This window comes from Priestia megaterium (assembly GCF_009497655.1).
Taxonomy (GTDB): domain Bacteria; phylum Bacillota; class Bacilli; order Bacillales; family Bacillaceae_H; genus Priestia; species Priestia zanthoxyli.
Genome location: NZ_CP023317.1, coordinates 4,296,768 through 4,318,919 on the forward strand (window position 1 = coordinate 4,296,768; position 22,152 = coordinate 4,318,919).

Annotated in this window: 24 protein-coding genes; all 24 read right to left on the reverse strand. The window is 38.2% G+C overall.

Going from position 1 to position 22,152, the window contains the following annotated elements; translation table 11 throughout:
- Positions 1 to 285: 285 nt before the first annotated feature.
- Positions 286 to 1,419, reverse strand: a complete 1,134-nt coding sequence (gene rpoD, locus CEQ83_RS22015; protein WP_013059219.1) for an RNA polymerase sigma factor RpoD — start codon at positions 1,417 to 1,419, stop codon at positions 286 to 288.
- A 65-nt stretch (positions 1,420 to 1,484) separates the two neighbouring features.
- The gene (gene dnaG, locus CEQ83_RS22020; protein ID WP_016765586.1) at positions 1,485 to 3,293 is read right to left on the reverse strand and encodes a DNA primase; all 1,809 of its coding nucleotides are present in this window, start codon (positions 3,291 to 3,293) and stop codon (positions 1,485 to 1,487) included.
- A 41-nt stretch (positions 3,294 to 3,334) separates the two neighbouring features.
- The gene (locus tag CEQ83_RS22025; protein WP_028411643.1) at positions 3,335 to 3,805 is read right to left on the reverse strand and encodes a YaiI/YqxD family protein; all 471 of its coding nucleotides are present in this window, start codon (positions 3,803 to 3,805) and stop codon (positions 3,335 to 3,337) included.
- 311 nt (positions 3,806 to 4,116) lie between these two features.
- The gene (locus CEQ83_RS22030) at positions 4,117 to 4,920 is read right to left on the reverse strand and encodes a pyruvate, water dikinase regulatory protein (protein WP_014458195.1); all 804 of its coding nucleotides are present in this window, start codon (positions 4,918 to 4,920) and stop codon (positions 4,117 to 4,119) included.
- A gap of 33 nt (positions 4,921 to 4,953) precedes the next feature.
- Positions 4,954 to 5,592, reverse strand: a complete 639-nt coding sequence (locus CEQ83_RS22035; protein WP_025750542.1) for a transcriptional regulator CcpN — start codon at positions 5,590 to 5,592, stop codon at positions 4,954 to 4,956.
- A gap of 258 nt (positions 5,593 to 5,850) precedes the next feature.
- Positions 5,851 to 6,615 (reverse strand): DNA repair protein RecO, encoded by a 765-nt coding sequence (recO, locus tag CEQ83_RS22040; RefSeq protein WP_013059224.1) that lies wholly within the window; start codon positions 6,613 to 6,615, stop codon positions 5,851 to 5,853.
- A gap of 27 nt (positions 6,616 to 6,642) precedes the next feature.
- Positions 6,643 to 6,786: a YqzL family protein gene (locus CEQ83_RS22045; RefSeq protein WP_014458193.1), complete on the reverse strand. Its 144-nt coding sequence runs from the start codon at positions 6,784 to 6,786 to the stop codon at positions 6,643 to 6,645.
- A 155-nt stretch (positions 6,787 to 6,941) separates the two neighbouring features.
- Positions 6,942 to 7,847 (reverse strand): GTPase Era, encoded by a 906-nt coding sequence (gene era / locus CEQ83_RS22050; protein WP_013059225.1) that lies wholly within the window; start codon positions 7,845 to 7,847, stop codon positions 6,942 to 6,944.
- Positions 7,840 to 8,238, reverse strand: coding sequence for a cytidine deaminase (locus CEQ83_RS22055; protein WP_028411644.1), 399 nt, complete (start codon positions 8,236 to 8,238; stop codon positions 7,840 to 7,842). The genes era and CEQ83_RS22055 overlap by 8 nt, the downstream gene beginning before the upstream one ends.
- A gap of 91 nt (positions 8,239 to 8,329) precedes the next feature.
- Positions 8,330 to 8,701 (reverse strand): diacylglycerol kinase family protein, encoded by a 372-nt coding sequence (locus CEQ83_RS22060; RefSeq protein ID WP_016765589.1) that lies wholly within the window; start codon positions 8,699 to 8,701, stop codon positions 8,330 to 8,332.
- A complete protein-coding gene (gene ybeY, locus CEQ83_RS22065; protein ID WP_028411646.1) occupies positions 8,685 to 9,155 on the reverse strand; it encodes an rRNA maturation RNase YbeY in 471 nt (156 codons plus the stop codon). Before ybeY ends, CEQ83_RS22060 begins: the two co-directional genes overlap by 17 nt.
- Positions 9,152 to 11,260 carry an HD family phosphohydrolase gene (locus tag CEQ83_RS22070; protein ID WP_034327270.1) on the reverse strand — a complete coding sequence of 703 codons (2,109 nt, stop codon included), beginning with the start codon at positions 11,258 to 11,260 and terminating at the stop codon, positions 9,152 to 9,154. The genes ybeY and CEQ83_RS22070 overlap by 4 nt, the downstream gene beginning before the upstream one ends.
- A 63-nt stretch (positions 11,261 to 11,323) precedes the next feature.
- Positions 11,324 to 12,298 carry a PhoH family protein gene (locus CEQ83_RS22075; protein ID WP_028411648.1) on the reverse strand — a complete coding sequence of 325 codons (975 nt, stop codon included), beginning with the start codon at positions 12,296 to 12,298 and terminating at the stop codon, positions 11,324 to 11,326.
- Between the two features lie 3 nt (positions 12,299 to 12,301).
- Complete coding sequence (yqfD, locus tag CEQ83_RS22080; RefSeq protein WP_028411649.1) at positions 12,302 to 13,489, reverse strand: sporulation protein YqfD; 1,188 nt, start codon at positions 13,487 to 13,489, stop codon at positions 12,302 to 12,304.
- Positions 13,490 to 13,505: 16 nt separating this feature from the next.
- Positions 13,506 to 13,790: a sporulation protein YqfC gene (gene yqfC, locus CEQ83_RS22085; protein ID WP_013059232.1), complete on the reverse strand. Its 285-nt coding sequence runs from the start codon at positions 13,788 to 13,790 to the stop codon at positions 13,506 to 13,508.
- Positions 13,791 to 13,849: 59 nt separating this feature from the next.
- Positions 13,850 to 14,311, reverse strand: a complete 462-nt coding sequence (locus tag CEQ83_RS22090; protein ID WP_098112952.1) for a hypothetical protein — start codon at positions 14,309 to 14,311, stop codon at positions 13,850 to 13,852.
- Between the two features lie 31 nt (positions 14,312 to 14,342).
- A complete protein-coding gene (gene floA, locus CEQ83_RS22095) occupies positions 14,343 to 15,326 on the reverse strand; it encodes a flotillin-like protein FloA (protein ID WP_028411651.1) in 984 nt (327 codons plus the stop codon).
- Entirely contained in the window at positions 15,326 to 16,657 is a 1,332-nt protein-coding gene (locus CEQ83_RS22100; protein WP_028411652.1) for an NfeD family protein, read from the reverse strand. The genes floA and CEQ83_RS22100 overlap by 1 nt, the downstream gene beginning before the upstream one ends.
- Before the next feature lie 178 nt (positions 16,658 to 16,835).
- Complete coding sequence (locus CEQ83_RS22105; protein WP_013059236.1) at positions 16,836 to 17,279, reverse strand: GatB/YqeY domain-containing protein; 444 nt, start codon at positions 17,277 to 17,279, stop codon at positions 16,836 to 16,838.
- Positions 17,280 to 17,294: 15 nt separating this feature from the next.
- Positions 17,295 to 17,468, reverse strand: a complete 174-nt coding sequence (rpsU, locus tag CEQ83_RS22110; RefSeq protein ID WP_013059237.1) for a 30S ribosomal protein S21 — start codon at positions 17,466 to 17,468, stop codon at positions 17,295 to 17,297.
- 226 nt (positions 17,469 to 17,694) lie between these two features.
- Complete coding sequence (gene mtaB, locus CEQ83_RS22115; RefSeq protein ID WP_025750549.1) at positions 17,695 to 19,053, reverse strand: tRNA (N(6)-L-threonylcarbamoyladenosine(37)-C(2))-methylthiotransferase MtaB; 1,359 nt, start codon at positions 19,051 to 19,053, stop codon at positions 17,695 to 17,697.
- Between the two features lie 5 nt (positions 19,054 to 19,058).
- Positions 19,059 to 19,811, reverse strand: a complete 753-nt coding sequence (locus CEQ83_RS22120) for a 16S rRNA (uracil(1498)-N(3))-methyltransferase (protein WP_028411653.1) — start codon at positions 19,809 to 19,811, stop codon at positions 19,059 to 19,061.
- A gap of 19 nt (positions 19,812 to 19,830) precedes the next feature.
- On the reverse strand, positions 19,831 to 20,772 hold the full coding sequence (gene prmA, locus CEQ83_RS22125; RefSeq protein ID WP_028411654.1) for a 50S ribosomal protein L11 methyltransferase: 942 nt from the start codon (positions 20,770 to 20,772) through the stop codon (positions 19,831 to 19,833).
- Positions 20,773 to 20,889: 117 nt separating this feature from the next.
- Positions 20,890 to 22,020: a molecular chaperone DnaJ gene (gene dnaJ / locus CEQ83_RS22130; protein WP_013059241.1), complete on the reverse strand. Its 1,131-nt coding sequence runs from the start codon at positions 22,018 to 22,020 to the stop codon at positions 20,890 to 20,892.
- Between the last annotated feature and the right edge of the window lie 132 nt (positions 22,021 to 22,152).

Sequence of the window (22,152 nt, forward strand, 5' to 3'; positions counted from 1 at the left end):
TAATAGAGGAGTATTCATCAATGCAAGAATAAAATGAGAGCGATTCCATTTTTTTTCGGATGTTTAAATGAAATTTGAACATCTTACGCTTCTATAACAAAAGAATATAAAGGAGCATTTGCAAAACGAAGGACAATTCAGTAAAATATATGAAAGAAGAAAAGTTGGTAAAAAAATCAATATACTTCTTTAAAATGCGTTTTCATGAAATTTATTCCATAAAAAACAGATAGCCTCTTTCCGCAGGGAAAGAAGCTATCTCATAAGCGCTATTTACGCTTTTATCTATTCTAAGAAATCTTTTAAACGTTTGCTTCGGCTAGGGTGACGAAGCTTGCGAAGCGCTTTAGCTTCAATTTGACGAATACGCTCACGCGTTACGCCAAATACTTTTCCTACTTCTTCAAGCGTACGCGTACGCCCATCGTCCAGACCAAAGCGGAGTCTAAGAACATTTTCTTCGCGATCTGTTAACGTATCAAGGACGTCTTCTAACTGCTCTTTTAATAATTCATATGCAGCATGTTCAGAAGGTGATGTTGCATCCTGGTCTTCAATGAAGTCACCTAAATGAGAATCATCTTCCTCACCAATTGGCGTTTCAAGAGAAACCGGCTCTTGGGCAATTTTTAAGATTTCACGAACTTTTTCTGGTGTTAAGTCCATATCTTCTGCAATTTCTTCAGGAGATGGTTCGCGACCTAAATCTTGTAGAAGCTGACGTTGAACACGAATTAGTTTGTTAATCGTTTCAACCATATGAACAGGGATACGAATCGTTCTTGCTTGGTCAGCAATCGCACGAGTAATAGCTTGACGAATCCACCATGTCGCATACGTACTGAATTTATAACCTTTGCGATAATCAAATTTTTCTACCGCTTTAATAAGACCCATGTTTCCTTCTTGAATTAAATCAAGAAACAGCATACCGCGTCCAACATAGCGTTTAGCTATACTTACAACAAGACGTAAGTTTGCTTCAGCAAGACGACGTTTCGCTTCTTCATCGCCTTCTTCAATACGTTTTGCTAAATTGATTTCTTCCTCTGCCGACAATAAGTCAACGCGTCCGATTTCTTTTAAGTACATACGAACTGGATCATTAATTTTCACACCAGGAGGTACACTTAAATCATTTAAATCAAACTCTTCTTCTTTTGACAGTTCTTGAATATCGGGATCGGCATCGTCATCATTTGCTTCAGATTCACTCATTACTTCAACACCTTGTTCTCCAAGGTATTCATAATATTCATCCATTTGATCGGATTCAATTTCGAAGTTCGCCATACGCTCTGCAATTTCTTCGTATGTTAGCACACCACGTTTTTTTCCGATTTCGGTCAATTGATCTTTTACTTGTTCAATTGTTAAATCTGAATCAAGTTGTTTTGATTGAGCTGATTTTTCAGCCATCAGATCCCCTCCTTCCAAAATTTTAAGGAAAACCTTCTAAAAGTGGGACTAATACGCAACATCGTTTATTTTAACGTTTTTTTCAACTGTAAAATTTCCATTGCTATTGTCGCAGCTTTTAAATAATCTTTTTGACGCTCTGCTTCTTGCTTTTCTGCTTCTTTTTTTTCTATCGCTACCCTTTGTGGATAAATCAATATCGTTTGGATATAATCATTCAAAGCTTGCTCCGACAATTCATCATTGATTGACATCATCGCCAATTCTGAAGCTAGACTAGACAACGAAGATTCGGGCAACCGCTCAATAAATCCGCTCGGATTAGGCTCGTGTCCTTCCTCGTAATAGGCATACAAATATAGAACAAGCGCACGATGTTCTTCGACATTGAACTGACCTTGAAGTCGGTCTTGAATTCTAAATGCTACATCCTTATCTTTCAACATATGAGCGATCAAAAAACGTTCTGCATTTTGATAAGCCGGTAATAAGCTTCTCTTTACGACTGGTTGTCTATTTATATTATTTCGATTTGGAGAATCATTATCCTTTTTCTTTTTTTCCGTTCGATACACTTGATACTGCTGTTCTTTAAGCGCATCTAATGAAATGGAAAACTCTTGTGCCAATTGGCGTAAATAATGATCTCGCTCTACAGCTTTTGTAAGGAGGCTTATTTCTTTCAAAACGTCTTCAATGTATTGCATACGTTCAGATTCATTTTGTAGATTTCGCTTTCGGCGGAGATACCTCATTTGAAATGCCATAAAGGTCAAGCTGCTATTAATAACATCATTTTGAAACTTCTCTGCCCCGTATTCTTTAATATAATCATCCGGGTCATAACCATCCGGCATCACAGCAATCTTAACGGTACAACCCACATTTGTTAAGATAGCAGTTGCTTTGTGCGCTGCTTCAATTCCAGCAGAATCTGCATCATAGCAAATGATAACGGACTCTACATTTCGGCGAATAATTTTGGCTTGTTCTTCTGTTAAGGCAGTTCCCATTGTTGCAATTGCGTTTGGGCACCCCGCTTTAACAGCTGAAATAACATCTGCAAATCCTTCAAATAAAATAACCTGCTGATTTTTGCGTATATGTTTTTTAGCGCGGTGAAAGTTGTAGAGTGTGCGACTTTTGTTAAAAATAGAAGTTTCGGGACTGTTTAAATATTTAGGCTGCCCTTTTATCTCTTTTAGCAGGCGCCCTGAAAATGCAATTGTTTTGCCTTGCAAGTCAGCAATAGGAAACATAATTCGATCGCGAAAACGATCAAAGTACGTTTCATCTTGGTTGCGTTTAATGATTAAACCTGCATGTTCCATCTCTTGCGGATTAAACCCACGTTTTGTTAAGAACTTACTTACAAATTCCCACGAATCTAAAGCAAAACCTATCTCAAATTCATCGATAATTTCTCGTGAAAACCCTCGATTTATTAAATAATCATAAGCATCTTGGCCTTCTTTTGTATTTACCAATAAATGATGGTAAAATTTCTTTAAAAGCTCGTGTGCTTCAATCATTTTATTGCTAGGCTTTTGATTATCTTCTTCATGAGGATGTATCTCATGTTCAAAAGGAATATCTCCTTTTTCAGCAAGCTGCTGAGCTGCTTCCGTGAAGGACAGTCCTTCTAATTCCATTATGAATGAAAATGAATTCCCTCCTGCACCGCATCCAAAGCAATGATAAATTTGTTTATCAGGCGATACTGAAAAAGATGGTGTGCTTTCCCCATGAAACGGACAGAGTCCAAAATAATTGCGCCCTTGTTTTTTTAGTTGTACATAATCGCTTATGACGTCGACAATATCTACTGAATGCCGAATACGGTCGATTACTTCATCAGGAATTCGATTTGCCATAGTAACAGCTCCGTATTTCATATAATATTCTTCACTAAGTGCTAAATTCCTGCAAGTTTCGACAACATTTTTTCAAAAGCTTGAATGAAATGCTGGCGATCTTCTTCACTAAATGCCTTCGGGCCTTTAGTATGACGCCCTGATCGTCGCTCTTTTGCAGAAACATAGCGAAAGAAAAGCACCGTATTCATTTCGTCGTCATTATAGTACTTTCCACGAGGAGACAGTGCATAAACCCCTCGACTTACTAACATGCTTGCCAAGCCAGTATCTTGAGTTACGACAATATCCTGCTTGGCTGCGTGATTTAAAATATATAAATCTGCGGCTTCCTTTTCTGCATCCACATAGACCCATTTTCCTGGTGTAGGATTTGTTTGCATGTGAGCATAGGAAGCAACAAACACAAGCTCGATGTCATATGTATGTGTAAGTTCAACGATTTCTGCTTTGACAGGGCATGCATCAGCATCGACAAAAACTTTACTTTTTCTTTTGCTATAACTCTGTATTCTACATCCCTCCAGAGATTCCTTCTAACAAATTGTTATTTCCTGTAGATGGCATTTGTCGAATACTTTTTTCGATTTTGACTTGACTTTTATATAAATAGTTTATTCGTTCTTAACAAAGTCTAAACCTAAAACTATTCTTTTTTATCACAATTTTTTATTATAATATAAACAACCTATATTTTCTATACCAAAGTCACTTGTTTTTAAAAGTTCTGTCATATTCATCTTTGGTATATTTTCTTAGGCTTACAGCATACAAACATAAGAAAGCAATCTCCTTTATATTACGCACGGAGGAGATCCATCGTTTATTTCTTTTTGATGGTATTGAGAATGATACCGGCTGTTTCTTCTACGGCCCTGTTGGATACGTCAACCACTTCACAGCCAATCTTATCTACAATCCCTTGAAAAAATTCAAGTTCTTCTTTAATACGACCAATATTAGCATAAATTGCTTTATCGTTTAGACCAAGAGACTTTAAACGCTCTTTACGAATATCGTTTAATTTTTCGGGACTAATAGTAAGCCCTATACACTTCTCAGGTGATACGTGAAACAGCTCTTCTGGTGGATCTACTTCAGGTACAATCGGAACATTGGCTACTTTCAAACGCTTGTGTGCTAAAAATTGAGAAAGAGGCGTTTTAGACGTTCTTGATACACCGATTAATACGATATCCGCTCTAAGAATTCCTCTCGGATCACGCCCATCATCATATTTCACTGCAAATTCAATCGCTTCTACTTTCTTAAAATAATCTTCGTCTAATTTTCTAGCCATACCAGGCTCATAGCGAGGAGAAAGTTGATAAGAAGATTGAATTTTATCAATTAAAGGTCCAATAATATCAAATACCTCTACCCCGTTCTTGGACGCTTCTTGAATTAAAAATTCTCTCATTTCGGGCTTTACTAACGTAAAGCCAATAATAGCGTTGTTCAACTTTGCTACTGAAACCACTTCTGAAAGTGTTGCGATGTCCTCTACATAAGGTACTCTTTTAATTACAAAGTCTGTCATATTGAACTGACTAGAGGCAGCCTTTACAACTAGTTCAGCTGTCTCACCTACAGAATCCGAAATGACATAAAGACATGGGTTGTTCATATTTTGTGCATCCCCTTTTTAATCCTTTTTCACTTATAATACTTCATCATTTGCTAATGCTACTAGTAATTTTGTAATATTTGTTTTGGTAATGCGTCCCACCACTTCAAAATTGCCGTCTCCCTCTTTAATAACGGGCATAGCATCAATCTGTTTTTCAATTAAGATCTTAGCAATATCAATTAACAAATCTTCGCGATAGCAATATGTAATGTTGGGCATTCTCGTCATGATAATATGAACAGGAATAGATGTGAGCTCTTGCTTTCCGATACTCGCGCGCAATAAATCTTTACGCGACAGTACTCCCACTAGCTGTGATTTCTCATCCACTACAAAAAGGGTCCCCACGTCTTCTAGAAACATTGTACAAATAGCATCATATACCGACACATTTTCGTTCACGACTACAGGGATAGACTGATACTCTTGCACCTGTATTTTTTTTATTTTATCTGTAAGAAGCTGTGCTCCTGTTTTACCTGTGTAAAAGTAACCTACGCGCGGTCGCGCTTCTAGATAACCAGCCATTGTTAAAATAGCAAGGTCCGGTCTTAGCGTGGCCCGCGTAAGGCTAAGCTGATCTGCAATATGCTCGCCTGTAATAGGGCCTTCGTCTTTGACAATTTGTAAAATTTGTTCTTGTCGTTTGTTCAGTTCGATTGTACTCACCACCTAATCATTAAATGTGACATACTATTTATAAAACATTATATACTTTTTAAGCAAAAGTAAAAGCTATAACTTATTAATTTTAGCATTTTATCTTTTTAGAATGCCGTTTATTTTACCATGGCTTCTCAAAAAAAGCAGACATTACGCTTACAATAAGCGAAACTACCCCTTCGCTCCACAGTAAAAAGGGTGTCCTCTACACACTACGAGGCACCCTAGCGACAGCAATTCCTTGCATATCACTGATTATCTTTTCTATTTCTCATCAGAGAGCGATTGTTTTAAAGACTCCATCTGATTCAAAAACCGCTTTGTTTTTAAAAACAATCCTGAATATTCTTCATAATATTGATCAATTACAAACTTTAATTGTTTTTTTGTTTCGGGTTTAACAGAAATAGAACCTAACCGCTTTAAATCAATGTAATAAAATAGCCTTAATAGTTTAACCGTCATCGGACTAATTTTCAAATGATAAGGATCTTTTTCTAAGCATCGATGACAAATAAACCCGCCTTCTCGAATGGAAAAATGAAAGGTTCCTTCACCTTGATGGCAGACTGCACATTCATTTAATGTAGGATGAAGACCTAGAACGTTTAACATTTTCATTTCATAAATAAATGTTAAGATCTCTGCATCATACTCTTCGTTCATATAATGAATGGTTTGATGCAGCAGTTCAAATAGAAATGGATTTGGTTTATTGTTCTCAGTAGCTTTATCTGTTAATTCAAGAATATAAGAAGCATACGCTGTTGTGAAGATATCTTCGCGTATGCTTCTCATAGATGAGATAACTTCTCCTTGATGGAGAGTACCCATTCCTGAACCTGCTTGTATAAAAAAGTATCCATACGTAAATAATTGTGTGACGGAAGCTAAGCGACTACTGGGCTTTTTTGCCCCTCTTGCCATGAGACCCACTTTTCCGAGTTCACGTGAATAAATGGTGACAATTTTATTTGATTCACCGTAATCATTCGTTCGAATGACAATTCCTTCACACTTTTTAAACAATCATCATCACCGCCATCTTACAGAAGGCTAAGACAAGGGAGAATTGAGACTTTCGCTGTTGTCCTCATATGTTTCGGGTCTTTCTTTCACTTCATTTTCAAGTTCCTTAAAAATGAGATAAGTATCAATGCTACCTGTTTGTGAAAAAATGTTCCAAGTAAAATTCAACATAGAACTCCCACCTTTCTAACCATAAAGATCAGATACATATTTCAATTCCTTATGTTTAGAATAGCCTTCCGACGTAAAATCATGTAACACAATTTTTTACAAATCACCTTCTTTTATGAAGGGATATAAATCGACGCAAACAAGAACTCAAATGATTAATATTCGTCTTCTCTAAATCCAAAGTCACGGAGATGCGACGCTCGGTTTCGCCAATCTTTTTGTACTTTTACCCATAGTTCTAAAAATACTTTTGAACCTAAAAGGGCTTCAATGTCTGCTCTTGCTTTTCTTCCTACCTCTTTTAACATCTTTCCTTGCTTTCCAATTACGATGCCTTTTTGTGAATCTCTTTCGACGATAATTGTAGCCCCGACGTAAACAGCGCCATTATCTCGTCTTTGCATAGAATCCATCACAACGGCAATAGAATGAGGTATTTCTTCCCTCGTTGCATGCAGCACTTTTTCACGAATTAATTCCGTAATAATAAAGCGCTCTGGGTGATCTGTTACCTGATCTGCCGGGTAATATTGCGGACCTTCCGGCAATCGCTGCTTGATTTGATCAAGCAAACGCTCCACGTTATTTCCTTGTAAAGCTGAAATTGGCACAATTTCAGCAAAAGGATATAAGTCTTTATAATTCGTGATAATTGAAAACAATTCGTCTGGATGAATTTCATCAATTTTATTAATCACAAGGAAAACAGGCGTTTTTGTATCTTTTAAACGCTCGATAATAAATTCATCGCCTCGACCTAAGCCTTCTGTTGCGTTAATCATAAATAAAATTAAATCTACTTCTTTAAGCGTATTTTGTGCTACCTTCATCATAAAGTCGCCTAATTTATGCTTTGGTTTGTGAATTCCTGGTGTATCTATAAACACAATTTGCGCCTGATCTTCCGTGTACACACCCTGAATTTTATTTCTAGTTGTTTGCGGTTTGTCACTCATAATCGCAATCTTTTGACCAATCACTCGGTTCAAAAAAGTTGATTTCCCTACGTTTGGTCTTCCAATAATTGAAACAAAACCTGACTTAAATTCATTATTACTCATGTAAATCCTCCGATGAAAATGCTCCTGGAAGTAATTCTTCCACAGTTAGTTCTTGTATGTCATTTTTTAAATTGGTTAATATAACTTTCATTTCTTTTGGACAAAGCTCAGAGATTACTTGTCTGCATGCTCCACACGGAGAAACAGGACGATCAGTATCAGCTACTACAACAAGTGCTTTATACTCTTTATCTCCTTCTGAATAGGCTTTAAATAAAGCCGTACGCTCAGCACAATTGCACATGCTATAAGCTGCATTTTCAATATTGCAGCCGCGATAAACCTTTCCATCTTTCGTCAATAAAGCTGCACCAACTTTAAATTTTGAATACGGTACATAAGCCATTTCACGAGCTTTTTTCGCCTCATCAATCAGTCCGGTCTTATCCATTTATCCGCTCTCCTTTTGCGCTTCTACATGTCTTTTAACTTGTCCTTTTTTATTATACCACGGGGGTGTAAAGAACCAAAAAGAATCCTTTTTAAAACAAATACTTTAAGAAAATAATTCCTCCTATAAGGACAGCAAAACACGCATAGACCAACACCGCGGCTGCGGCTGCATCTTTTGCGTGTTTTGCTAGTATGTGATATTCAGGAGAAACTAAATCAACAACTTTTTCAACCGCTGTATTCATTAACTCTAAGCTGAACATGCCTGCAATCAGAAGCAGCACAACCGTCCATTCACCAGCTGTAATTGACAGCACGGCTCCTAAGAGAAGGACGATGAAAGAAGCTGCTACGTGAATTTGCATATTTCTCTGTGTTTTACAAACATAGAGAAACCCCTCTATTGCATAACCAAAGCTACTGACAACTTTAGCTATCCCTTTTTTATCGCGAGAGTCCATATTGTTCTAAAATATCTTTTTGACGTGTAAACATCTCTTTTTCATCTTCTGATGTTTCATGGTCATACCCAAGCAAGTGCAAGAAACCGTGAACCGTTAAGAATCCTAGCTCCCTCATAAACGAGTGATTGTATTCTTCTGCTTGCTCATGAGCTTTTGGAATCGAAATGACAATATCCCCCAGGACTCTTGGCATCTCATCTCCGATAATTTGCATTTCATCTTCGCCCATTTCTTCTAGCGCAAACGATATTACATCCGTTGGCTGATTTTTATGGCGGTATTGATGATTGATTTCTTGAATTCGATCATTATCCACAAATGTAACGGATACTTCTGCATCCTCTTGAAGATTTTCATATATAGCAGCGGCTTCAAGCAGCTTCTCAAGCTCTTTTTGCTGCTCTTTACTCACTTCGTTTGTTTCATCAATAAAATCAATAACTAAACTCATACCTTCACCTTCTCTTTTTTTATCTCTGGATATTCAATTCGGGAATGAAAAATCCCATTTAAAGTTTCACATAGTGCTTGGCGAATTAACTCTAGCTCTTTGAGCGTTACGTTACACTCGCTAAGCTGCTCATCCTGCAAGCGATCTTTAATAATATTTCGCACCAAGTTCTCAATCTTTTCCGGAGTTGGATTGGACATTGACCTTACGGCTGCTTCTACACTATCAGCTATGCAAATAACCGCTGCTTCTTTTGACTGAGGCTTTGGTCCAGGATAGCGATATTCTTTTTCATCAATTTTTTCTTCTGTTTGTTCAAGTGCCTTATGATAGAAAAACTTAAGCAGGGTCGTTCCGTGATGCTGCTCTGCAATATCTACAATCTCTTTTGGAAACTTGTGATTTCGCAAAATGGTCGCTCCATCTGTAGCATGTGCGATTATAATATTTTTACTAGTCTTCGGACTTAGTTTATCATGCGGATTGGTAATATTCATTTGATTTTCAATAAAATACTGCGGTCGCTTCGTTTTACCAATATCGTGGTAATAAGCCCCCACTCTCGCTAATAAACCGTTAGCTCCTATCGTTTCGCACGCCGCTTCAGATAAGTTTGCCACCATTACACTGTGATGATACGTTCCCGGTGTTTCGGTTAAGATTTTACGTAATAGCGGATGATTAGGACTCGATAATTCAATCAGCTTCATCGTAGATAAAATGCCAAATCCACTTTCAAAAAACGGAAGCAAACCTATAGCTAAAACGGAAGCAATAACACCAGATGCAATTGACATCATGCTGTAATAGCCAAGCTCTACAGTACCAATTTGGCCATTTTTAATAAAAATAATAGCAAAGCTAATAATTACGTTTACCATAGCCACAAATAGACCTGCCTGCAAAATCCGTGAACGCCTGTGCTGCCTGCTTAAAAATAAAATAGCAGCAATATTGCTAATTAAAAAGTAAATCCCAATGTTCATATTAAACGAGGTTGTCAATTCACCATTAAAAATAATGCTTCCACAAATAGCAAATACAATACTTGATAAAATAGCAATGCGTTCATCCATTAAAATTCGAATCAGCAAACCTCCCACCGCAACAGGAGCTAAGAAACCAATTTCCGATAAATCAATTTGTTGAAACAAGCTTAAGATTTTCATGAGGCCAATCGTAATGGTTGCTACCAATACATACAACAACAAGGGCTGATATGTCTTGGTGTGAAATTCACGCAAATAGTAAATGAGGCCGGCTATCATCATCACAATCAGCAAAGCTAATCCCGCAAAAGGCTGAATAGATCCTTTATTATTCAACAATCCCGCGAGCTGGAGCTGACGATATATATCAGGATTAATAAGCTGATTTTCTTCTACAATAATCTGACCTTGTTTAATTCGAACAGGCTCCACTTTTTCCACAGCTGCTTGACGGTTTTCAGCTGTTTTTTTGGGATCATAAATCACATTTGGAATGATAGCGAATTTAGCAATTGCATTCATTGAATCCTTTAGGGAGTTGCTGACATTGGTGTAAACAAGCTGACCTTCTACCTGGTCTTTTTTCTCTTCTACATCGCTAATCTTCACTTGATCTTTCATCACATGATGAACGGCTGTAACTACAGCGTCTTTCGCAATCGATAAATCACTGTTAGAAGACTGAAGCAGCTGCTTGATGGTATCCTTTGGCAAGTTTTTTTGAATGTCTTCAGGAAGCTTATCCTCTAGCATTTTTTGTTTGGTTTTTAATACGGCATCGATACTGTCATCTTCATGATCTTCTTTTTCATATTTTGTATTAACTTCCATCATCGCATCAAAAATAGATGCAACAAGATCGACTTGGTTCTGTGCGTATTCTGTTTTTTGTGTATACACATCTTCAACGGCTTGTTCTGCCTCTGCCCGTTTTTTCTCTGTGCTCTCTTTATCTTCAATGGTAACGGGTGAGTAAATGGTTTGCGGGGAAATAGACAGTAGTCTAAGATCTAATTCCTGCGGCTTTACATTGCTATACATAGACGCAAACATCATTATACCTAACAAGGCATATAACCCAATTTGAATTAACCGTAATCGCTCGATCTGTGCCATTGTTTGCTTGATTATCCGAAACGTTGACACAAACGTACCCCCTTTTACAAAAAATAGACCCTATTAAGAAAGGGTCTTTTGGTCAGCGTGTTCGTACGCTTGAATGATACGTCCCACAAGTGGATGGCGCACAACATCTGACTGTTCTAGATGAACAAACGAAATACCTTTAACATTGGTCAGGATTTTCGAGACAGCCGCTAGACCAGACTGAGCTCCTTTTGGTAAATCAATTTGTGAAATATCTCCTGTAATCACCATTTTAGACCCAAATCCTAGTCGTGTTAAAAACATCTTCATTTGCGCCATCGTGGTGTTTTGTGCTTCGTCTAAGATAACAAACGCATCATCTAGTGTACGACCTCGCATATAAGCAAGGGGTGCTATTTCAATAACTCCGCGTTCGATTAGGCGTTGCGTATGTTCTGTTCCTAATACATCATGTAATGCATCGTACAGAGGCCGCAAGTACGGATCTACTTTTTCTTTCAAATCTCCTGGCAAGAAGCCAAGACTTTCACCTGCTTCAACAGCAGGACGTGTTAAAATAATACGCTGTACGTGACCATTTTTAAGAGCATTAACGGCCATGACAACGGCTAAATACGTTTTACCCGTACCAGCAGGCCCAATTCCAAATACCAAATCATTTTTCTTAATAGCAGAAATGTAGTGACTTTGTCCTAATGTCTTAACACGAATAGTCTTACCTTTTACGTTTTTACCAATCTCTTCTTCATATACATCTTCAAAAAACTCGAGAGAATTTTTCTTAGCTAATTGAATCGCATACACAACATCTCGTTCAGATATGGAAATATTTTTGCGGATAATGTTCAGTAACTTTTTAAGCATTTCTTCCACTAGCTGAACATTTTCTGTACTTCCGGAGACTACAACAGTCTCACCTCTTGAAATGATCGAGACCTGCATTTCTTCTTCAATTCGCTTTAAATTCGCATCTTGTACGCCAAATAATGAAATGGCTTCGTTTGAATCATCAAGTTGTACGTTAATTGTTACTAGCTGTTCTGACATTCATCAATCTCCTTGAATAATTGGTTGAGTGTTCGCAATATTTTCTATAACTTGGTAATGTATTGATAATCTAACTTTACCATTGTCCTGTTCTTGGTGCAAAACTTTTTCACCTTTTATTTTAGCATCCTCACCTAAAGTTGATAGTAATTTTTTTCGACCGATTTCCAAAGCTTTTTCCACCGCCTCTTGTTTAGAATAGACGCGCTGCGAATTCTGTTCTTCTCGTACAGCAACTTTCTCATACGACAGAGGTAATTTCCATTTAAAAAAATAGAGTGGATGCTCCACTTTTTCTGTCACCTTTGAGCCGTATTTCTCTTTGTTAAAAGCCCAAAGAGGCATTTTAAAAGCTTGAAAATCTAAATAGTGCTTCGTATATCCATTACCCGTTAATACTTGAAAATCAGTTTTTAAAGGCACTTCCACCTCAGACTTATACCATGTTTCACCGTAGACTTTTCCTTTAGCAGCTACTACTTTTTTATTTTTTTCGTTTCCAATAATACCGGAAACTAAGACCTCGCCTTCGTTGACAAAATCATTAACCTTGACTAAAGGTTGTCCTTTTTCGACAAACAAATTCGTAATAATAGCTTTCTTTTTAGCAATTAAATGTTGGTAAGGTGTTTTTTGCTGAGGCTTGGGCTCATTTTTTTCAACCACTTGGAAGTGATAAGAAGTGCCGCGCACTTCTACTCCCACCCAGGTAATATTGTTCATATTATCCGTTAAATAGCGCTGAATTTTTTCAGGACTCTCTAACAGAAATTGAAACTCTCCTCTTTTTACACCTATTTTGGCCAGCTGCTTCGTCATTTGATGTTCTGTTTGTGGTTCTGCACCGCTAATTTCCACTTTCCACACCATGTTGGAAAGCAAACCAAGAATAATAAAAAAAGAAAGAAAACCTAAAGCAAATCCACTATTTTTAATCACTCGTTTTGTTAAAAAAGGAAAACCTCGGCCTCTTATAAAATAAATTTTACAGTCTGCGTTGCGAATTAGTATACGAATTTTCTTTACATCTTTCAATAATATCGTTGCTGTCGCTAGCTGACCGTCAACTTTATGGACATTCGAGATCATAATCTGTTGTCTCACACAATTATTTAAGAAACGTTCAATTCCTTTTCCAACAATTCGAATACGTACGGTACCAATAACAAAGTTTGTCCATCCATTCTTCATTTTTTTCCTCCTTGTGTTATTGTTCTAAATAAAGAACTTGATTGATTTTACCTTCTAAAACCAGTTCTTCTGGCAGTATTACTTTAATGACCAGTCCTTCACCTCGAATTAACATTTGTCCCTGTTTTAGTAACACGCGTATTTCAGTATCAGAAAAGGCTAATAAACCTTTATGATTTTCAATATAAATGTGTATTTGTCCAACTAACGTAATACGGGGAAGATCCATTAATACATCAGCGGGTAGTTCCATTGTTTTTGTCATCCATCTTTTCATTTGGTGTCTCCACTTTTTGCTCATAAAAAGAACCCCCTTTCATCTCATGTTTATGAGAAAGGGGGTTAATGTATCACATCTATTTATCGTTTATATTTACGTTGTTTCGATTTTGGCGGCCCTAGAATTTCGGACCATATCACTCCTTGAACAGCTTCTTTACGAGAAATGGGCTTAAAAACGTTTTTCTCATCAGTTGTTTTTGGTTTTTCAACTGCGATTTTCTTTTGAATAGAAGGTTCATGATACGAACGGTTTTTTAGCTCTTCCAGTTTTTCTTGCAAAGGATTTGTTTCTGCTGAAGGAGCGATTTCTGGCTCCATACGAGCTGTTTTTGGCTCTTCTTTGACAGGGCGATATCTAGGTCTTTCCCGCCTTGAAGGATTGTTTACAGGAGGCATAGGAGCTCTTTTAGAACGCTGCTGTTCTTCCTCTTTTGACTGAGCCATAAAACGCTGCACAACGTTAAAAATAATCCCTCCAATGATGACAAAAATGAAAGCATTATTAATAATTAGTTTAATAAGCGTTTCAACGATATTCATTAGGAGAAAACCTCCTTGTTAAACTGATTCATTATTTCTCATCGTCTTCTTTAGACATTTTTCCAATTGAATCACGCATATCCGTATCAGCAGTCAAGTTTTGAATATTCATATAATCCATGACGCCAATATTGCCAGAGCGCAGTGCTTCTGCCATCGCTAATGGTACTTCTGCTTCTGCTTCTACTACTTTTGCACGCATTTCTTCTACTTTTGCACGCATTTCTTGTTCTTGAGCAACGGCCATAGCACGACGTTCTTCGGCTTTTGCTTGGGCAATATTTTTATCTGCTTCTGCTTGGTCTGTTTGAAGAACTGCCCCAATATTTTTACCAATGTCGATATCAGCAATATCAATGGATAAGATTTCAAACGCTGTTCCGGAATCCAACCCTTTTCCTAAAACCGTTTGAGAGATCATATCAGGGTTTTCCAATACTTTTTTGTGATCTTTTTGTGAACCGATTGTAGAAACAATCCCCTCGCCAACACGGGCAATAATCGTTTCTTCTCCAGCTCCCCCTACTAGTCGATCAATGTTTGCACGAACGGTAATTCGGGCTTTTGCTTTGACTTCGATTCCATCCATAGCCACCCCTGCAATAAAAGGTGTTTCAATAACTTTTGGATTAACGCTCATTTGTACAGCTTCTAGCACATCACGGCCCGCTAAGTCGATAGCTGCTCCGCGCTCAAATGTTAACTCAATATTTGCTCGGTGCGCTGCAATCAACGCATTTACCACGCGGTCCACGTTACCGCCTGCTAAATAGTGGCTTTCTAATTGATTAATGGTAATACCTAAACCGGCTTTACTTGCTTTAATTAACGGGTTCACAACGCGAGATGGTATCACTCGACGAAGTCTCATTCCGACCAGTGTGAAAATACTAATACGAACGCCTGCTGCTAATGCTGAGATCCATAACATAATCGGTACAAAAGTGAAAAAAACAGCTAAAGCAATAATTGCTAGGCCAATAACTACAAAAAACAATACGCTACCTGCTTCCATTAATTAAGGTCCTCCTTTTTCAAAGGCTCTGTGAGCTTCCGCACCACAACCCTTGATCCCTCTACTTTTATAATATTTACTAACACATCTTTGTCTAAATATCCGCCTTCAGTGACTACATCCACATACTCTTCATCGATGAGCACGGTGCCTGAAGGACGCAGCGGTGTTGTTGTTTTACCTTGTTTTCCTATTAATTCATACCGATTTTGATTCGATACATAACCAGATTCGGTATTAAGTGAATCATTAAGCACCATTTTTTTGAAAGGTGTAAGCTTTCTTTTAAAAAATTTCATCATCACAAACGCACCTCCCAGTGCCACCACTATTGCAATTACAAGAGAAATTCCCATTTCGACATTATTATCTGTTGACATAAAAAAACTTAAAATGATAGCTCCAAGCCCTAGCAGCCCTAAAACGCCGCCTGGCACTACAATCTCTAATAGAAGCAGTATAATTCCTGCTATAAATAAAACGAGGGCTTCCATTCCTGCTAATCCTGCTACCATATGACCATAGAAAAATAAAAGAAGTGAAGCTACTCCAATGGAGCCCGCAATACCAAATGAAGGCGTAAACAATTCAATTACAATTCCTAAAGCACCAATGGATAATAAAATGGGAACAACAAGCGGATGGGTAAGAAAACGAGCAATTTGTTCACTTACACTCATTTTTGCATACGTCAGTTTAGCATCTTCATAGCCAAGCACGCTCAGGAGATCATCTAAATTTTTTACAGTTCCTTCTGAATAACCAACTTGCTCGGCTTGCTTCGGAGTTAGCGTCAACAATTCGTTTCCTTTTAAGTTGAGCTCAGGTATGACCATCTTTGTGTTTGCCATCGCTTCTGCATATTTAGGGTTTCGGTTATTTTGTTCTGCTGCGCTCTTCATAGCCGATAACCAGTAGGACTGAGCTTTTTTTCCTGCTGCATTTCCCTGTTGGTCAATCACAGCTGCCGATCCCATTGTAGAGCCGGGTGTCATATAAATTTGATCGGCGTTAAGTGCAATATACGCTCCGGCCGATAATGCTTTTTTGTCGACAAAAGCAGCGGTAGGAATAGGTGTTGAGGTTAAGCTTTTAGCTATTTCAGAAGCTGCATCTACAGCTCCTCCAGGAGTATCTATGTCCAATATAATCAAATCTGCACCGTCATTTTCCGCATCTTCAATGGATCTGTTTAAAAAAGAAAGCAGTCCATTTTCTACCGTTTTATTGACAGGAATAATGTGTACACGCTTCACGTCAGCGGTGCTAATAGTGGGGAATAACCCAGTGGCTAAAATAAGAAAGCACACGAAAGAAAATAAGGTTTTCACCGAATACACTTCCCTCCTTCCATAGATAGTATGAGTATGTATCTGTATATACGAATAACTTTAACAATAGTTTCAAATTTTTTAAAATTTATCTATTTTATTCTTTGCACTAGAGAAACAAAACATACGTTCGGATATTATCTATATAAAAAACACCTTACACAAGGTAAGGTGTTTTTTATGATAAGTGTTGAAGGACAAGCTTATTAACAAGAGAGCCATCCGCTTTGCCTTTTACTTTCGGCATAAGCGCTCCCATAACTTTCCCCATATCAGCTTTAGAGGAAGACTGCGTTTCTTCAATCGTCGTTTTAATAATTTCAGATAACTCTTCTTCAGTTAGCTGTTTAGGAGCGTAAACTTCTAAAACCGCTAATTCAGAATGAATTTTATCAACAAGATCTTGACGACCTGCTTTCTCAAATTCATGGAGGGAGTCTTTACGTTGTTTGAATTCGCGAGAAATAACCGTCAACTCGTCTGCTTCAGTTAGGTCAGTGCCTAACTTAATGGCTTCGTTTTGAAGAGATGCTTTGACCATACGAATGACCCCAAGCTTCTCTTTCTCTTTGTTTTTCATCGCTTGTTTCATATCACTATTTAAACGCTCGAGAAGACTCATAAATCCACCCTCTTATTAGAACTTGCGTTTTCTAGCAGCTTCAGATTTCTTCTTACGCTTTACGCTAGGCTTTTCATAGAATTCGCGCTTTCTTGCTTCTTGTAACGTACCAGTTTTTGAAACTGAACGTTTGAAGCGACGAAGAGCATCTTCAAGCGATTCGTTTTTACGAACAACTGTTCTTGACATTCTAATTCCCTCCCTCCGAACAAAACCACTAACATCATAATGAAATGACATGTTAGACATGTCTTTTGCAATTATAATATAATGATTCCTTAAGGTCAACCGCTTTACATAAAGTAATGCAGTTATTCCCCCTTTATTTTATGAACTTTCTTGATAAAAGATTACTCACTCAGCTGTTTTATACGTATGAAAAAAGCTGCGCAAACACGCAGCTTTCCAATAAGTGTTATGAGCTCATTTTCACCTGATCTTGAAGATGAACCTCATCTAGCACGCGAACAAACTCACCTTCATTATAAGGATATCCAGCTTTTGAAATTTTCACTTTTACAAGCTTTCCAACCATTTCTTCAGACGCTTTAAACACAACCTTTAAGTAGTTATCAGTATATCCTACATATAAACCACTTTCAGGATCTTCTTTATATTTTTCTTCCGGAATTACTTCTAGTACTTCTCCTTCAAACGTTGAAGCATATTCTTTTGCCAATTGGTTTGAAAGTTCGATTAAACGGTGCACACGTTGATTTTTTACTTCTTCATCAATCTGGTCGGTCATACGAGCTGCTGGCGTACCTGTACGTTTAGAATACGGGAATACGTGAAGCTCTGAAAAACCGTGCTCTTTAATAAAGTTATACGTCTCCATAAACTCTTCTTCTGTCTCACCTGGGAACCCGACAATCACATCTGATGTAATCGCTAATCCAGGAAGAGCTTCTTTCAGACGGTTTAAGCGCTCGCCAAAGAACTCCATTGTATACTTACGACGCATGCGCTTCAATACCGTATTTGAACCTGATTGAAGAGGGATATGCAAATGACGTACAACCATTTCTGACTGATCTAGTACCTCTATCACTTCGTCCGTAATTTGACTTGCTTCAATTGACGAAATACGAATGCGTTTTAATCCTTTTACTTGAGACTCTAAATCACGAAGAAGCTGGGCAAGATTGTAATCTTTCATGTCTTCTCCGTATCCGCCAGTGTGAATACCTGTTAACACGATTTCTTTATAGCCTGCATCCACTAGCTGCTGTGCTTGTGCTACTACTTCTTTAGGATCACGAGATCGCATTAAACCGCGTGCCCATGGAATAATACAGAATGTACAGAAGTTGTTACAGCCTTCTTGAATTTTTAACGAAGCACGCGTACGGTCTGTAAATGCCGGTACATCTAGCTCTTCATATACGCGTGTTTTCATAATGTTTCCTACACCGTTAATCGGCTGACGCTCTTTTTTAAATTGTTCAATATAATCAAGCATCTTAACACGATCTTGTGTACCTACTACGATATCAACACCAGGAATGGCCATAATTTCAGCTGGCGAAGTTTGAGCATAACATCCAGTTACACAAATAACCGCATCTGGATTTTTTCGCACAGCTCTGCGAATAACTTGACGGCTCTTTTTATCTCCTGTATTTGTTACCGTACATGTATTAATTACATATACATCGGCAGTTTGTTCATATTCAACACGCTCATAGCCTTGGCCTTTGAACAATTGCCAAATTGCTTCTGTTTCATAGTGATTTACTTTACACCCTAGCGTGTGAAAAGCAACTGTTGACATAATCGTCACCTCATTAACTCAGTTTGATAAGATATAGCAGACAGCGCATATAATGGAGCTGTTTCTGCTCGTAAAATCCGCGGACCAAATCCGCTTATTGTAAATTCATTTTCTTCTAATACTTCTACTTCCTGCTCGGTCAAACCACCCTCGGGGCCTACAACCACAAGCACGGAATTGCCGGGTTTTAAAGCTGAAAGAACAGCGTGCAGATGAGATGTTTCTCCTTGCTTTGCTCTTTCTTCATAGGCTACAACTTTATGAGTATAGTCACCGCTAATTTCTACTAGTTTCTTAAAAGAAATTGGGGCTTCTACTGCTGGTACAATCGTACGATGAGATTGTTCTGCAGCCTCTTTAGCAATCTTGTTCCAGCGATCTACTTTTTTTTGACTCTTTTTATCATCCCATTTAACAACTGAACGAGCCGCAATAAAAGGGATAAACCTATACGCTCCAAGTTCTGTCCCTTTTTGGATAATAAGCTCGAGCTTATCCCCTTTAGGCAGACCGTTCACAATTGTAACATGGACTGGAAGCTCTTTTTCTTCGCTTATCCATTCTATAATAGATGCTTTCACTTCGTTAGCGGAAATATTTTCAATTTCACACAAAGCAGCTTGCCCCTGTTCATTACAGGCAATAAACTGTGATCCTTCATTCATTCTCATGACGCGTGAGATATGATGGGCATCATCTTGTATCACTATGACACTTTGCTCTTGAAATTGATCATTTGGCAGAAAATAACGTTGCATCTTGACACCTTCTCACTTGTTAAGCTTGTTTTTGCGCAATAATTGCTACCCAATCTTCCATAAGCGTTACTTCTTGAATAACAAAGCCCGCTCCCGTTAACGCTTTTTTGACATCTTCTTTTTTCGCACTAATAATACCTGATGTAATGAACATGCCTCCTGGCTTTAATACCTTTGCAGCATCGTCTACAAAACGAACGATTACCTCAGCTAGAATATTCGCCACAACAATGTCAACCGGTCCTTCTATGCCTTGCAATAAGTTGTTTTGACCTACTGTTACGATATTTCCAACTTGATTCAGTTCAATATTTTCGCGGGCAGAACGTACGGCTACTTCATCAAGATCTAGAGCTTGTACATTACTTGCTCCTAACAGGGCTGCGCCAATACTTAGCACTCCTGAGCCTGTACCCACGTCAATAACGGTATCTCCTGCTTTCACTGTTCTTTCCAATGCTTGAAGAGACATAACCGTCGTTGGATGCGTACCTGTACCAAAAGCCATTCCGGGATCAAGCTCGATAATCAATTCATCTGTGCTTACTTTCTCATAGTTTTCCCAAGTTGGTACAATCGTAAAACGCTCTGAAATTTTCACAGGGTGGTAATATTTTTTCCAAGCAGTGGCCCACTCTTCCTCGTTCACTTCACTGATCGTAACTTTGTTAGCTCCTAAATCAAAGTCGTAAACAAGCAGTCCATTAATTTCTTTTTTGATACCATCCACAGTTTCTGCTAAAAAGCTGTTAACTGGAAGGTATGCTTTAATCACTACACCTTCCTCTGGGTAGTCTTCTACGTTTAAATCATAGATTTCACCAAAAGTTGTATCTCTGTCCTTCACTAAATCAGCAGGATCTTCAATGACTACCCCGCTAGCTCCTGATTCATGTAAAATATGTGAGATGGGTTCAATTGCTTCTTGCGCTGTATGAATACAAATTTCAGACCATTTCATTGCTACCAACTTCATCCTTTCTGCCTTCAGTAATATAGGATTTTAAATATGAACATGACAGATGACAGGTTGGCAAAGTACCTTTACCAACCTGTCTCTGTTTATTATGAAAGACAATTATTCTCCTTTAATTGCTCGTTTTACTTTTGCAAAAAAGGAATCATGCTGCTCATCAACGGCTTCTTGACCGCTCAGTTCAGCGAACTCACGCAATAATTGTTTTTGTTTTTCTGATATTTTTGTTGGCGTTACAACGCGAACGTGAATATGCTGATCTCCTTGACCATACCCTCGTACGTTTGCCACACCTTTTCCTTTTAAACGGAATTTCGTCCCCGTTTGTGTACCAGCAGGAATCTTCAGCTTCACCTTGCCGTGTAGAGTTGGTACTTCTACTTCATCACCTAGTGCTGCCTGAGCAAACGTTAAAGGCATTTCGCAGTAGATATCGTCTCCATCACGTTCAAAGAATTCATGAGTGCGCACGTGGAACACTACGTATAAATCTCCCGGAGGACCACCATTTACCCCTGGTTCTCCTTGAGCACTAACGCGCAGCTGTTGACCATCATCTACACCAGCTGGGATTTTAACATTAATTTTACGTCGTTTTGTTACTTTACCGTCACCGTGGCACGTTGCACATTTGTCTTTAATGATTTTTCCCGTACCATTACAATGATGACACGCACGTCGATTTACCACGCGACCAAACGGCGTGTTTTGTTCAACGTTTAACTGACCTGAACCATTACAGTGCGAACATGTATCAACTTTTGTTCCAGGTTTTGCACCTGAACCGTGACATGTTTCACACGTTTCTTCACGTGGAATTTCAATTGTTGTTTCTTTTCCGAAAACAGCTTCTTCAAAAGAAAGTGTCATCGTGTATTGTAAATCGGCACCTTGTCTCGGAGCATTAGGGTCACGTCTGCGACCACCACCACCAAAGATCGAGCTGAAAATATCTTCAAAGCCGAAGCCGCCAAAGTCTGAGCCGCCTCCACCAAAGCCGCCAAAGCCTTGATTTGGATCAGTATGACCAAATTGATCGTATTGTGCTTTTTTTTGGTCATCACTCAATACTTCATATGCTTCTTTTACTTCTTTAAATTTGTCAGCAGCATCTTCCGCTTTATTAATATCTGGATGATATTGTTTAGAAAGCTTGCGGTATGCTTTTTTTATTTCATCTTTTGTAGCGCTCTTACTGATACCGAGTACTTCATAGTAATCTCGCTTACTCATCAATACTCACTCCCGAATCGTTTCACATAAACGTAATTGTATCATTATTAATAATTCCATAGCAACATAAAAGTTACTTTCTATTGCTCACGTGCACGCAGAGAGCCAAGAGAAAAACTTCCCCTTTCGCTT

Excerpts from the sequence above, each read along its gene's own strand:
- CEQ83_RS22030 (WP_014458195.1), bottom strand. The coding sequence starts at position 4,920 with ATGAACAACCCATGTCTTTATGTCATTTCGGATTCTGTAGGTGAGACA.
- era (WP_013059225.1), bottom strand. The coding sequence starts at position 7,847 with ATGAGTAATAATGAATTTAAGTCAGGTTTTGTTTCAATTATTGGAAGA.
- CEQ83_RS22060 (WP_016765589.1), bottom strand. The coding sequence starts at position 8,701 with ATGGACTCTCGCGATAAAAAAGGGATAGCTAAAGTTGTCAGTAGCTTT.
- CEQ83_RS22070 (WP_034327270.1), bottom strand. The coding sequence starts at position 11,260 with ATGGCACAGATCGAGCGATTACGGTTAATTCAAATTGGGTTATATGCC.
- CEQ83_RS22105 (WP_013059236.1), bottom strand. The coding sequence starts at position 17,279 with ATGAGTCTTCTCGAGCGTTTAAATAGTGATATGAAACAAGCGATGAAA.
- dnaG (WP_016765586.1), bottom strand. The coding sequence starts at position 3,293 with ATGGCAAATCGAATTCCTGATGAAGTAATCGACCGTATTCGGCATTCA.
- CEQ83_RS22055 (WP_028411644.1), bottom strand. The coding sequence starts at position 8,238 with ATGGATAAGACCGGACTGATTGATGAGGCGAAAAAAGCTCGTGAAATG.
- CEQ83_RS22090 (WP_098112952.1), bottom strand. The coding sequence starts at position 14,311 with ATGAATATCGTTGAAACGCTTATTAAACTAATTATTAATAATGCTTTC.
- dnaJ (WP_013059241.1), bottom strand. The coding sequence starts at position 22,020 with ATGAGTAAGCGAGATTACTATGAAGTACTCGGTATCAGTAAGAGCGCT.
- CEQ83_RS22075 (WP_028411648.1), bottom strand. The coding sequence starts at position 12,298 with ATGTCAGAACAGCTAGTAACAATTAACGTACAACTTGATGATTCAAAC.
- ybeY (WP_028411646.1), bottom strand. The coding sequence starts at position 9,155 with ATGAGTTTAGTTATTGATTTTATTGATGAAACAAACGAAGTGAGTAAA.
- prmA (WP_028411654.1), bottom strand. The coding sequence starts at position 20,772 with ATGAAATGGTCTGAAATTTGTATTCATACAGCGCAAGAAGCAATTGAA.
- yqfC (WP_013059232.1), bottom strand. The coding sequence starts at position 13,790 with ATGAGCAAAAAGTGGAGACACCAAATGAAAAGATGGATGACAAAAACA.
- floA (WP_028411651.1), bottom strand. The coding sequence starts at position 15,326 with ATGGAAGCAGGTAGCGTATTGTTTTTTGTAGTTATTGGCCTAGCAATT.
- mtaB (WP_025750549.1), bottom strand. The coding sequence starts at position 19,053 with ATGTCAACAGTTGCTTTTCACACGCTAGGGTGTAAAGTAAATCACTAT.
- yqfD (WP_028411649.1), bottom strand. The coding sequence starts at position 13,489 with ATGAAGAATGGATGGACAAACTTTGTTATTGGTACCGTACGTATTCGA.
- rpsU (WP_013059237.1), bottom strand. The coding sequence starts at position 17,468 with ATGTCAAGAACAGTTGTTCGTAAAAACGAATCGCTTGAAGATGCTCTT.
- CEQ83_RS22045 (WP_014458193.1), bottom strand. The coding sequence starts at position 6,786 with ATGTTGAATTTTACTTGGAACATTTTTTCACAAACAGGTAGCATTGAT.
- rpoD (WP_013059219.1), bottom strand. The coding sequence starts at position 1,419 with ATGGCTGAAAAATCAGCTCAATCAAAACAACTTGATTCAGATTTAACA.
- CEQ83_RS22120 (WP_028411653.1), bottom strand. The coding sequence starts at position 19,811 with ATGCAACGTTATTTTCTGCCAAATGATCAATTTCAAGAGCAAAGTGTC.